The 12,274-nt window shown below is 40.3% G+C and carries 10 protein-coding genes; 4 read left to right on the forward strand and 6 right to left on the reverse strand.

All coding sequences use genetic code 11. The features are described from left to right. Window positions 1-219: 219 nt before the first annotated feature. Genes CZ360_RS01800 through CZ360_RS01810 form a run of 3 tightly spaced genes read right to left on the reverse strand, consistent with a single transcriptional unit; the run spans window position 220 to window position 4,814 of the window. On the reverse strand, window positions 220-2,775 hold the full coding sequence (locus CZ360_RS01800; protein ID WP_077532482.1) for a hybrid sensor histidine kinase/response regulator: 2,556 nt from the start codon (window positions 2,773-2,775) through the stop codon (window positions 220-222). Window positions 2,776-2,780: 5 nt separating this feature from the next. Further along, a complete protein-coding gene (locus CZ360_RS01805; RefSeq protein ID WP_077532483.1) occupies window positions 2,781-3,143 on the reverse strand; it encodes an Hpt domain-containing protein in 363 nt (120 codons plus the stop codon). Between the two features lie 18 nt (window positions 3,144-3,161). Next, a complete protein-coding gene (locus CZ360_RS01810; RefSeq protein ID WP_077532484.1) occupies window positions 3,162-4,814 on the reverse strand; it encodes a diguanylate cyclase domain-containing protein in 1,653 nt (550 codons plus the stop codon). A 161-nt stretch (window positions 4,815-4,975) separates the two neighbouring features. Between CZ360_RS01810 and CZ360_RS01815 the strand changes: the two genes are divergently transcribed. From CZ360_RS01815 to CZ360_RS14425, 3 genes are all read left to right on the forward strand, one after another. Next, window positions 4,976-6,466: a GntR family transcriptional regulator gene (locus tag CZ360_RS01815; protein ID WP_077532485.1), complete on the forward strand. Its 1,491-nt coding sequence runs from the start codon at window positions 4,976-4,978 to the stop codon at window positions 6,464-6,466. Window positions 6,467-6,719: 253 nt separating this feature from the next. Further along, window positions 6,720-7,463 (forward strand): MobA/MobL family protein, encoded by a 744-nt coding sequence (locus CZ360_RS14420; protein WP_456085446.1) that lies wholly within the window; start codon window positions 6,720-6,722, stop codon window positions 7,461-7,463. A gap of 15 nt (window positions 7,464-7,478) precedes the next feature. Further along, window positions 7,479-8,132, forward strand: coding sequence for a hypothetical protein (locus CZ360_RS14425; protein ID WP_456085447.1), 654 nt, complete (start codon window positions 7,479-7,481; stop codon window positions 8,130-8,132). A 54-nt stretch (window positions 8,133-8,186) separates the two neighbouring features. Here CZ360_RS14425 and CZ360_RS01825 read toward each other — a convergent pair whose 3' ends face one another. The 3 genes from CZ360_RS01825 to CZ360_RS01835 form a co-directional block, all read right to left on the reverse strand. Beyond that, on the reverse strand, window positions 8,187-8,360 hold the full coding sequence (locus CZ360_RS01825; protein ID WP_077532486.1) for a cysteine-rich KTR domain-containing protein: 174 nt from the start codon (window positions 8,358-8,360) through the stop codon (window positions 8,187-8,189). Between the two features lie 66 nt (window positions 8,361-8,426). Beyond that, window positions 8,427-10,427: a cytidylate kinase family protein gene (locus CZ360_RS01830; protein ID WP_077532487.1), complete on the reverse strand. Its 2,001-nt coding sequence runs from the start codon at window positions 10,425-10,427 to the stop codon at window positions 8,427-8,429. Window positions 10,428-10,596: 169 nt separating this feature from the next. Beyond that, complete coding sequence (locus CZ360_RS01835) at window positions 10,597-10,986, reverse strand: TnpV protein (protein WP_077532488.1); 390 nt, start codon at window positions 10,984-10,986, stop codon at window positions 10,597-10,599. Between the two features lie 857 nt (window positions 10,987-11,843). On the opposite strand from CZ360_RS01835, the gene CZ360_RS14220 reads away from it, so the two are divergent. Further along, window positions 11,844-12,116 (forward strand): hypothetical protein, encoded by a 273-nt coding sequence (locus CZ360_RS14220; protein WP_229407960.1) that lies wholly within the window; start codon window positions 11,844-11,846, stop codon window positions 12,114-12,116. Window positions 12,117-12,274: the final 158 nt, after the last annotated feature.

The raw sequence follows: 12,274 nt of genomic DNA on the forward strand, positions 1-12,274 counted from the left end.
AGTAGTAACAATGATAACGAAAACTGCGGCTTGCATTCTTTACGATCTTCTTCATTTACAGTCTTAATCTAATATTCGTAATCCATTTGTCCTACCATTCCAATTTCTTTAAAAATAATTGGAATGGTGGTGGTCTACCCCAAAGACGAAAAAGTGGTAATAGGTAATAAATATAAAAGCGCGTGTCCGAAGACACACGCTTTTAGGGCTGGATATATGTTATAAATATCTCTTTAACAATCGAGTCAATTCCAGAATGTCAATAGGCTTTGCTATATGGGCATTCATACCGCATTCTAAGCAACGCTGGATATCGTCGGAAAAGGCGTCTGCGCTCATAGCTATAATCGGAATAGATAGAGCATCAGGATGATTCAATCCTCGGATTGCCTCTGTTGCCTCATAACCTGTCATATGCGGCATACGGATATCCATAAGAATGGCATCGTAATATCCCTCAGGTGAATTTTGAAACTTGTCCAGACATATCTGGCCATCCTCTGCCCAAGCCAGTTCCACGCCTAAATCGGACAGCAATTCTTTCGCAACCTCCCAGTTTAGTTCATTATCCTCGGCAAGCAGGATACGGCAACCGGATAGATCATTCGCTTGGTTCATTGTCTGGCCGTGTTCCGCTTCAGTGCCCATATACTGGCGCAAAGCATGATACAACGTAGATTTAAAAAGCGGCTTAGATATAAAACCATTAATACCCGCTTCACGAGCCTCCGATTCAAATTCACTCCAGTCGTATGCAGAAATCAGCAAAATCGGCACTTCATCTCCTAAATTACGTCGGATTTCCTTTGCAACCTGAATCCCATTCATGCCTGGCAGTTTCCAATCAAGTAGAATGATTTGATAATCATCTCTCTTTTTATGGTGTTGAATTACCAGATCTATCGCTTTTTCTCCACTTAATGTCCATTCTGCTTTTATTCCGATCGATTTTAGTGCGTCCGTTGCTGTCTCACATAACAATTCGTCATCATCAACCACCAGCATATTCCACGAGGGAAGAACCATATCCATCTCCTCGGCAACCGCTTTTTCAAAATCAAACCTGAGAAAGAACTCGGTGCCTTTATCAAGTTCACTTTTTATGTCAATGGTTCCCTCCATCGCGTCCACAATGTACTTGGTAATCGCCATTCCCAAACCGGCACCCTCAGTTTTATGTATTCTGGCTCCATCCGCACGGCTATAGGATTCATATATTTTTTTCAGGAAATCTGGCGACATACCAATTCCGTTATCCTTGACCTTAATATGAGTTCGGACATAGTTTTCTCCTTTCGGAGATTTTTCTTCAGAGAGGGATAATTGTATCGAACCTCCCTCCGGTGTATACTTTGTTGCGTTCGATAAAAGGTTTAACAAAACCTGATTCAAGCGTACTCCATCGCACCACACATTTTCGGTTAAGATATTTTCAACATGTATGTCAAAGGTTTGCTTTTTTGTCTTAACCTGTGGCTGCATAATATTAACAATTCCTTCAACAACTTCCTTTAATGAAATTTGTTCTGTTGTTAAAGTTAATTTCCCACTTTCAATTTTAGACATATCCAAAACATCGTTGATCAGCCCTAATAGATGTTTACTTGATAATGTAATTTTTCTAAGGCAATTCTGTACCTGTTTCTGGTCATCTATGTGGGCTGTGGCAATCGCGGTCATGCCGACAATTGCATTCATGGGTGTACGAATATCATGGCTCATATTTGCTAAAAATTCGCTTTTGGCTTTGTTCGCTTCAAGAGCAGTCTGCCGGGCCTTCTCCAATTCATACACCTGAGAACGGGTTATGAAGAAATACCGAATAAAAATCAATGTCAGAATGATTAATATAGAAATACAGGACAATACTGTCATAAATATGCGCTGACTGCTCAGATTGTTTATGGTACTATCCAATGAGCTATAGGGCATAACCGATATCAAATACCATTCAGAATAGGGTAATGGTATCCCATAAATTTGCCGTTCTTCACCGTCCACTTCAAATGTTGTTGCATACTCTTGGCAGTTCTTTAACGCAGTCCCCAATCCCTCGATGGAATCCTCTGCAGGCAGCTCATTTACCGATGGATCAAGCAACTTTTGCAGTTTCTGGAAAAAATACTGTAATTCATTGTTGGAATTTTGTATTACAAAACTGCCGTCCGGCCTGATAATATGATAATACATCAACTGATCTTCATCCTCTAAGGAAAGGAATTCGGTAATATACTCCAGAGGAACGGCCGCGATCAGACCAGTGCTTGTTTTATCGTTATGCATCGGATAGGCAGCGTCAACGCCAAACAACACCACTTCATTTCCAGCAGAATCAATGCCTACAGCGACTCTTTGTTCCCCCTTTGATAGTGCTTCTACAAAAGGCTCTGGATTAAGTGGTCGAATTGCTTGCCCATAAAGCGTCTGAAAATTCCCCTCGGCAGAACAAAGGGCCAAATAATCAAAATCTCTGACCTGTGTCCTGTAAATGAGTTCCTCATATAGATTCGCCCTATCATTGTTATCTGTTGAGACAACGGAAACAATGCCGCTGACCTGATCAAAACGCAACTTTATTACAGTTTCAAAGTGTCTGGACATCTGTTCATTCATTCCAGACATATAAATATTCCCGATTTCATAAACGGTGTTTTTACTTTTTTGGCTCATATAGATCCCAAGCAGACTGAAAATGATAATACTAAAGATCAACAGTCCAATGAAACTGCATATTAGAAATTTTGTGGCAGCATGCTTCTTTTTCCTGTTTTCCATTACGGTTATTCCTCCTGGGATCTCCGGTACTCTTCAATAGCATTCACTGTTTGATCGTAATCCTCGGATAATTGAGGCATCATAACGGCGGCTTTCTTCCAATCGTTTTCTTTTAATGCATTAGTTACCAAACTACTACTTTCAAACAATCTGGTAAATGAAAGATTTTGACAAATTCCCTTGAGGGTATGAACGTCTCTGAGAGCCTCAGCATAGTCTTTACTACCCATAGATAGTTCAAACAAGCGATAGCTTTTATCGTCCAGAAATTTATAAACAAATTTCTGGACGGTCTGCACCCTCCGCAATCTACCCAATACCTCATCATAATCGCCGCCCAATTTTATATAACAATCTCTTAGATTCATAATCCATATTTTCCCCCTTTAGATCATGTCTGTGTTTCCTTTATCCTTATTAAGGAAACAGGTGCTTACCTTATTCTTTGTATTTTTTGACTGATACATCATATCGTCTGCCGCTTTAAAGAGTTCTTTTGCAGTTCTCGTTCCATAAGCGCCGCCTACGCTTACAGATATATGTAGTTCGGGATGGTTATTGATTATCAGATTATCAATGGCGTCTCGGATCTGATCCAGCTTTTTCTCAAATACATCTGCGGGTATGCTGTAAAAAGCAATGACAAACTCATCGCCACCATAACGGATTACGTCATCTGTTTTTCGCACACAGGACAAAGCGGTTTGCGCAATGTTTTGCAGCACGATATCGCCTACATCGTGGCCATAACTATCATTGATATGCTTAAAATCATCTGCGTCTATGACGGCTAACGCTTGAATAGTATCTGCGCCTTGAAAATGTTCGTCGTAATAACGGCGATTGTAGATATTGGTTAAGGAATCTATATATAATAAAGACTCATTATACTGTTTGTGAAAGCGGTTGGGGTATTTTCCACAGGAAAACATTCTATCGTAGTCTATTTTATTTCTTATATCTTGAATATTTTTAGTCTCTTGTTCCGGGGAGGCGTCAATCAGCTCACTTTCAAGTGTGTCTGCAATTTCTTGCAGACACAGTAAAAGAGAAGGATTAAATGCACCGCATTGTCCATCTAAGATCATTTTCAAAGCTTCTTCATGTGAATAAGCTTTCTTATAGCATCGTTCACTGGTTAATGCATCGTAAACATCGGCCAGAGCAACCACCTGGGCAGCTATGGGTATCTCCTCACCCTTCAATCCATCCGGGTAACCATTGCCATCATACCTTTCGTGATGCCACTGGCAAATCTCTGCAGCCACTTTGACAAGCGGAGTCTCCTGCTGCTCAATGGGCAGGTCTAACAGCATGTTAGCACCAGTCACTGAGTGCGTTTTTATCACTTCAAATTCCTCTGCCGTAAGTCGGCCGGGTTTATTTAATATTGCATCAGAAATTGAGATTTTCCCAATATCATGAAGCGCAGAAGCAGTACTGATCAAAGAAATATCTGCTTTAGACAAAGGATATTGATCTGTAAGCTGAATCAACTGCTTCAGTAAATATCTTGTAATCGTATTAACATGCAGTATATGCAAGCCGCTCTCTCCATTACGAAATTCTACAATATGAGACAAAATTGAGATCATCAGCTTATTATTCTTTTCCTGCTCATGAAATTGTTCTTGCAATAATTTTTCAAGACGCTGCTGCCGCGCGTATAAAAACATCGTATTAGAAATTCGACGCTGGACTATCGTCAAATCAAAAGGACGGCTGATGTAGTCAAAAGCTCCCAAATCATACGCCTGCTTTATGTTTTCGGGGGAATCGTCCGCAGAAATCATAATAACAGCGAAATTGTCATTCCAGTGATATTTGTTGATGTAGGTTAATACTTCAAGGCCATCCATTTCGGGCATCATAATATCCAATAGCAGAAGGGAAAAATCACGTCTTTGCTTTGAAAGGATAGAAATTGCTTCCGCACCATTTTCGGCCTCTACCACATCGTATTGTTCTCCAAGGATGTCTATTAAAAGAGCACGATTTATTTCTGAATCGTCAATAATTAAGATTTTTTGTTTTTCCATAAAACTCAACCTTTTTCTTATACTTATACAACTTAATTATAACAAATTCTCTTGTGTATAGGCAATATCCATATTGGTAAGGTGTGCAAATAGGTTGATCCTTTTTGATACTGACAAAATGGATTCGTCATGGTATAATTTAGGCAGAGAGGAGATGGGATATGAAACCGCAGGAAACAAAATTTACATTTGTATATAATGAAATTAAGCAGTGCATTTTGGAGGGCCAAATACCCCCTGGAAATGCCTTGCCATCTTCAAGGATGTATTGCGAACAATTCCATGTTAGCAGATATACGATTAACCGCGTTTTTGACGCCTTAAGGGAGGACGGATTGATTGATATTCAGCCCCGCCTTGCACCGATTGTTGTTTCAACAAAAGAGGCTTCTAATACATTAAACGCTGTTTTCGAGGTTTTAAAACAAAAGAAAGGCATTTTACAGGTATATCAAACTTTTGCTCTAATACTTCCTTCACTTTGGGTTTTTGCTTTGCAGGGGTGTGATGTGGAAGTACTGCCCCACTATGAACAGGCGATGAAAGCATTGCGTTCGGGACATATCGCTGGTGCATGGCGTTCTCTTTCTAAGTTAGGATATGAGATATTAAAAATAGGCGGTAATTCCCTGTTCAGCGAACTATATTCTACATTTGGCCTTTATAATAAGCTTGCATTTTTTGCAGAAGATTGTCCCTATTTCTCTGAACACTTTTTGCAGGACTCTGCATCGGGAACCAGCGTTATGATGGATATATTAAAGGACGATGATCCACTTACAAAGTACAACCAGTTATCAAATATTTATCAAAACCTTACGGCCTCCATTGAGGATACGCTAAATTACTTGTCAAAAACAATGCCTCAATGTCCTGTGCAAACTGGTTTGAAGTTTTCGTGGAATCCCATGCGAGGCCAGGATTATTATTACTCAAAAATTGTTGATGACATAAATCTTAAAATCGGTCTTGGTGAATATCCCGTGGGAATATTTCTTCCATATGAAAAGCAACTGGCTAGCCAGTATGATGTCTCCATATCAACGGTCAGAAAAGCTTTGTCGGAACTCGAACAGAGAGGTTTCGTAAAAACGTTAAATGGTAAAGGCACTATAGTTATAGAACCGGATGATACGAAACTTCATCAACTGGCTCTTAACTCCGGATATGTAGAAAAAGCACAACGTTACCTCCACGCTCTGCAGTTAATGGTATTAATTATTCGCCCGGCAGCTTTAGTTGCGGCTCCGCAGTTTACTGGAGCAGAACTGGATAAATTATCAGATAGATTTACTTCTTCGCACTCTATTTATTTAGGAAATATTTTGGAATTTATAATGAAACATACAACTTTGGAACCTTTGTATATTATTTTATCTGAAATCAGTCATCTGCTTGAATGGGGACATCATTTTACCTATTATCCAACCAAGAGGCACACGATTTTTCATCTTAACAAACAGGTCATTCTAGCGCTTCAGCAGTTAAATAAAGGTAATGCAAGCTCTTTTGCAGATAATATAGCGGATTGCTATCGTTATATTTTGGTGTGTGTAAAAAAGAATATGTTAGAAAGATATAAACTTTATAGTGTCGCTAATATCCGAATTCCAGAAAAATATTGTTTGAAAAGTAATGGAATGAGACCCTGATATTCTTCTTCGATACAGAGCAAGTTGTCCAATTGGATTTGACTGAGTACAAATCGGAGATTTGTGCGAGGGATATATTTCGCCCCTGCGGGGAGCTAAGTATCAATATCGGGCAAAACATTCCCTTTATTGATACAGAGAAAATTGCACCGCAATTTTCTTCGCTGTCCCGCCGACAATGACCGCCGAAACAGCGGCAACCGTCAGGACGGTTGCAAAAAGAGAACGCACCCATTAAGGGAGAAAGGGTAATATGGCAAGACACAGCTTCATACAGATGTCGAAGCTGCCGAATGTCAAAGGACGGATTTCCTATATCACAAGTCCCGCAAGGCAGGAAAATCTGTACGCCACCTACCGCACCACAGATAATGCCTTTTGGAGCAACCTCGCAAGGGAAAGCCAGCAGGAGTTTAGGCGAAGCGGCGCAGATGGAAGATGTATCGACGCAAGGGAACTGATTATCGCCCTGCCCGAAGTCTACACGCAGTATGAGCCACAGCAGGTGCTTGAAGATTTTACAGAGGAATTTCACAGGCGGTACGGTGTGGAATGTGTGTCGGCTCTGCACCACAACAAACGCAAGACCAATTATCACATTCATCTGATTTTCAGCGAACGGACGCTTTTGCCCGAACCCGAAGTCAAGATTGCCACCCGAAGCGTGTTCTTTGATGAAACGGGCAAGCGGGTACGCACCAAGAAAGAGATTATCGACGAGAATGGGCAGATACGGAAAGGCTGTACTATCATCAAGAAAGGTGAAATCTATGAGAGCCACCTTTTTACCTTGAAAGATGATAAATTCAAAAGTGAGCCTTTTCTTCGGGAGGTCAAGGTTGTTTACACCAACCTTATCAACCGTCATATTTCCGACCCCGAACAGCATTTAAAGGTATTTGATAAAAACAGCGTGTATCTGCCGACAAAGAAAATCGACAAGCACAATCCGAGAGAGGAAGAAATCAAAGCCGACAATGCGGCAAGGCAGGAATGAAACAGGACGGCGGATATGGCGTTATTATCGGGAATATCCGAAGCAAGGATTTTGGAGGTCAAGCAGACTGAGATACACGAAAAGGCAAGTCAAACTATCCACAAAAGCGGCTGGCTGCCCAATCTGTTCCGCAGTATCGTGAATAAGGCAAAAGACTTCCTGCAAAGCCTTATCCGTGAACATGGTATGCCGTCGAAGCCCACGCTGGATATTGATATGGCAGAGTTTGGCACTATGCGAAATCTGATGATACGGGTGCAGGACGAAGCAAGAGGGATTAGAAACTTGCAGGATAATGTTTTGCCCAAACTGAAAACACAGCTTTCAGAGACAACGGGGATTTTCAAGGGCAAGGAGCGAAAAGCACTTACCGAGCAGATACAGCAGACCGAAAAGGAAATCTCCGAAAGGCTTGACAAGCTGCCCGATATTCTAAAAGAGGACGGCTATCCCGATGTGCAGGCGTTTATGGCAACCTACCGAGAAGTGGAGGCCGTTGTGGAACAGTACAACCGCAGTCTTGCCGAGTGGGAGCGACAGGTTAAGGAAAAGCGCAGACCGCAGAAACCGCCCGAAAAAGAGAGCGTCAGAAACAGACTCAGGCATTTGCAGGAACAGGGTGGGCAACAGCCACGCAGAAAGAAATTCTTTGACAGAGACAGCCGATAGGCAAGAAAACTGCCGCTATGGTTTTACCCATACACGGCGGCATACATAGATTGGTTAGCGTCCCTGCTTTTGAATGACGGTTATCTGCAAATCCTTTGCATTGATGAGTGTTTCCTGTTTGCACTTCGGACAGTAGAGAGGATAGTTTTTTATCTCAGTATCTTCTCGCAGCCTGTCACGGGTTTTGTTGCCGCAAACGAGACATAGTATCCATTCTGTTTTTATCATCGTACACCTCATCTATTGAGCAAAAGCGGCGGTAACTTTTTATAGTGACTACCACTTTTCAATCAGTTACTTTTTATTTTTAGCATTCATTACATATTGACAGATTGCTGAAGCACAATTTTCTATTCCGACAGAGCTATCTATTAGCAAATCATAATTGTGCCGCTCTCCCCAAGATTGTCCCGAAATGTTCTTGTAATATGCCGCTTTTGCTTCATCGGAACGGCGAATGTTCTTTCTTGCTTCTTCTAAACTGTCTCCATATACTTGCATAACACGCTGCACACGGTATTCTGCCGGGGCATAAACAAAGACTTTAACGACATTCTGGTAATTTCGTAACACATAGTCGGCAGCTCTGCCTACAATTACACAGCTTCCCGCATCGGCAATTTTACGAATCACCTTATCTTGGGCAATAATTGCCTGTTGTATCACTTCGGTACTCAAATAAAGGTTGTGCAGCATAGCAGGAGAATTTGCGTTGATGTCCGAAATAAATTCTTTATCAAGACCGCTTTCCTGCGCCGCAAGAGCTGTCATCTCTTTATAGTAGAACGGAATACCTAATTGTTCCGCAACCAGCTTGCCAATTTGTTTGCCAGATGAACCATGTTCTCTGCCAATAGTTATGATAACATCCTGTTTTGAAGGCTTCAAAACTGCTTCATCCTGCATTTTTGTTTGTTCTATTTTCATAGAACGCATAAATGTAGCCGTCAACGCCGCCGCCACAATCATAGCAATAAAATCCGCAATTGGTGCGGCAAACAAAATGCCCTCAACACCAAATGATTTTGGCAAAATCAGAATTAGCGGGATAAAGCAAACAATATCTCTTATCATGGAAGAAATGACTGCCTGTGCAGGTTTTCCGACCGCCTGAAAGAAAATAGAGGTCATTTTAATAATACAAGTGAAAGTAATGAGCGAAAGGAATATACGGAAGGTTTTTTCGGCAAAAATCCAGTAATCTTCAGAATTTGGTATGTTAGTAGGCGTTCCGAAAATACCGACAACTGCCTGTGGAGCTAACTCAAACAGCAATGTTGAAGCAATACCAATCACGACCGTACAGAAAAGAATAGATTTATAGAGTTTCTTTACTCTCCCGTAATTTCTTGCACCCATATTATAGCCAATAATCGGCTGGCGGCCGAGAACAATTCCGACAACCAAGTTAATGACTACAGTAAAAACCTTGCTTTCAATACCAATAATAGCAATCGGTATATCCACGCCGTAGTGCGACATTGCACCGTACTTTGCAAGCATAATGTTGCAGACCAGCGAAATAATCACAATTGTCATCTGTGTGATAAACGAAGATGTACCGAGTTTCAGTGCCCCTGCAAACGCTTTAAAATCGGGGATAAAACTTTTCTTTGTGAGTTTGAAAGTCTTGGTGCGAAAAAGATAAAGAAAACTAATCACAAAGGAAGCAGCCTGTCCTATCACTGTAGCGAGAGCAGCACCTTTCATACCCCAACGCAGACCAAAAATAAATATGGGGTCTAAAATGATGTTGATGATTGCACCAATCAGCATAGAAGCCATAGACCAAGAAGGGCTTCCGTCAGCACGAATAACTGCGTTCATCATATTAGAAAGCATATATACAGGGAAAAAAGCTAAAATAATGTTGAAATACTCAATTGCCATTCCGATACTGTTTTCTGAAGCACCAAAAAGCGTCAAAAGTTGTGTCTTTAGCGGAAAAAATATCGCTATCAGCACAACGCTTGCAAACAGCGTAATGATAATTCCTGTTCCAATTGCCTTATGTGCAGATTGTGTATCCTTTTTCCCTTGACAGATATTCAGGTAATCGGCACAACCGTCACCGAAGCACCAAGCAAAGGCTTGGGCAATGATAAAGATTGGAAAGACAACGCCTGTTGCCGCATTGCCGAGGGCACTCAATTCACTGTTGCCGATAAAAATTTGGTCAACAATATTATAGAGTGCACTGACGAGCAGAGAAAGTACGCAGGGAATAGAAAACCCAAGCATAAGTCTCCCAATTTTTTCCGTTCCTAAAAATTGACTGTTTTCTGACTGATTCATAAAAACCTCCTTAAGAATATTGATTTTTTTGGAGTCTTTATCAGAGAGAAAGCTGCCTGAAAACTGCGAAGAACATAAAAAAATAAGTGCGTAGAATCGTCGCAATTCTACGCACTTATAGCTGTTCGACTTATGTAGTTTACACTAAACCTTCGTTTTTGTCAAGAAGTCAATCATCAAATGCAGGATATAGAATTTCATCATTTACGATTTCCATCGCCCTGCTCCGAATGTTATTCATTGCCCCAATCCACGCCATTTGGTCGGTCGCTTTAAGTTGTTCAGTCACGCCCTCGCATTCTGCCATCTGCCTTGCCAGCCGAGAAAACAAATCTTCTGCCTGCTCGTCAATATCGGCAAGATAACTGTTCAGCTTGCAAGAAGTCAGTAAATTGGCGTAAAAGACACGCTTATGATATTTGATATAACGCAGGTGGCGTTGCCCCCATATGCCGATAGATCTTTCTTTTTCGGCAGGTAAGGTAAGACAGGGAATATAATAATCGTCCTGCAATTCATACCATAGCTCATTATTCTTATCGTAAATATACTTGTCCATTTTAAAATCCTCCAGTATAATATATTCTCACATACGTCACAGTTCTCCGATTGCCACATTTTGTTATATCTTGTTATCAGATTTTCTTACCCTTGCTTTTTCCCTTATAAGGGAGCAGAGAAAGGGTAAAACAGTATGAAATCATATAAAGGGATATGGCGAACATATTGCGATAAATCCTTTCTTTTCAAGGCGTTTGGAGGATTTTATTAAAGCCCTGTGAGCTTCAATAACCACTTATAAAATTGTGGTTTTCAAATTCTTATTTTATTTATTATAAATTATATATTATTTAATGTTTAGCAACTATTGTAACATTTTTTAATTATGTTAGTTTTTTTAAATGTTTAATTGCATTTTTAAATGAAATAATAGAAAAAATTTGAAAGTTTAAAATAATATATACAAACTTATAAATTCGCTCTATTTCTGACTATTTAAACAAAAATTCGACAAAATCAGACCACCATGAATCTTCCGTGGTATTTAAGGTGATAAAGGCTTTCCACAGAAGCATAGAAGTTATTCATATCGCTGTGCAGTATCACCCAGTCCATAACAAAACCCTCCATAGCCCTTTTTAGATATATAACGTTTTTTGTGTTTCTATATAACCACCGTCAGTTGATGGTAGTTTAACTGTAAACAGATTTCCTCAAATAAAATTTTTATCTGTAAAAACTGACATTATAGACTACATCCTATAAATAGGGGGAAATATCAGCTAAAAATCAGACTTGAAATTTTCAGGCTATACGTGATATAATACGAATAATTAAAAAAGCGCGTATAATTGATCAGCGTGAAATCTTAACGATTTCACGCTGATTTTTTTGAGTGCGAAAGGAGATTAAAAAATGGAATTCTATATGAAATTACCACGCACCAAAAAGGAGTTTGGCTTATTTATGGCGATTATTTCGATTATCTCAGTCAACATCATCGCTCCTCTGATCACTTGCTTTGAAGCCGTCTTCCATCTGTATGTCTGGCAGGACGTTCTTACTGTCTTGCCTTTTATTTTGGTTAAGTGTCGTTGTTATTGTTCTGTTGGCGTACATACCCGCCGAGAAAATGACGGCAAAAATCATAGAAAAAGAGGACAGCTTCAATGCACATATTATTGTTAATATCCTGATGTCGATACTGCTGACGGTTATAGGTACATGGATAGGCATGCGCTCGGTTACATGGGAGCCGACTCAAAGATTTTTCTATAAGTGGCCACGCAACTTTGCTATTCCCCTTTTTGTAGAGATGTGTATCGTCCAACCAATAGCAGGATTTG

Source organism: Massiliimalia massiliensis, assembly GCF_900155615.1.
Taxonomy (GTDB): Bacteria; Bacillota; Clostridia; order Oscillospirales; family Ruminococcaceae; genus Massiliimalia; species Massiliimalia massiliensis.

What these genes read in the sequence shown, in the direction of transcription:
- CZ360_RS01805 (WP_077532483.1), bottom strand. Translation starts at nt 3,143, where the DNA reads ATGAATCTAAGAGATTGTTATATAAAATTGGGCGGCGATTATGATGAG.
- CZ360_RS14420 (WP_456085446.1), top strand. Translation starts at nt 6,720, where the DNA reads ATGGCAAGACACAGCTTCATACAGATGTCGAAGCTGCCGAATGTCAAA.
- CZ360_RS01835 (WP_077532488.1), bottom strand. Translation starts at nt 10,986, where the DNA reads ATGGACAAGTATATTTACGATAAGAATAATGAGCTATGGTATGAATTG.
- CZ360_RS01815 (WP_077532485.1), top strand. Translation starts at nt 4,976, where the DNA reads ATGAAACCGCAGGAAACAAAATTTACATTTGTATATAATGAAATTAAG.
- CZ360_RS01800 (WP_077532482.1), bottom strand. Translation starts at nt 2,775, where the DNA reads ATGGAAAACAGGAAAAAGAAGCATGCTGCCACAAAATTTCTAATATGC.
- CZ360_RS01830 (WP_077532487.1), bottom strand. Translation starts at nt 10,427, where the DNA reads ATGAATCAGTCAGAAAACAGTCAATTTTTAGGAACGGAAAAAATTGGG.
- CZ360_RS01810 (WP_077532484.1), bottom strand. Translation starts at nt 4,814, where the DNA reads ATGGAAAAACAAAAAATCTTAATTATTGACGATTCAGAAATAAATCGT.
- CZ360_RS01825 (WP_077532486.1), bottom strand. Translation starts at nt 8,360, where the DNA reads ATGATAAAAACAGAATGGATACTATGTCTCGTTTGCGGCAACAAAACC.
- CZ360_RS14425 (WP_456085447.1), top strand. Translation starts at nt 7,479, where the DNA reads ATGGCGTTATTATCGGGAATATCCGAAGCAAGGATTTTGGAGGTCAAG.
- CZ360_RS14220 (WP_229407960.1), top strand. Translation starts at nt 11,844, where the DNA reads ATGGAATTCTATATGAAATTACCACGCACCAAAAAGGAGTTTGGCTTA.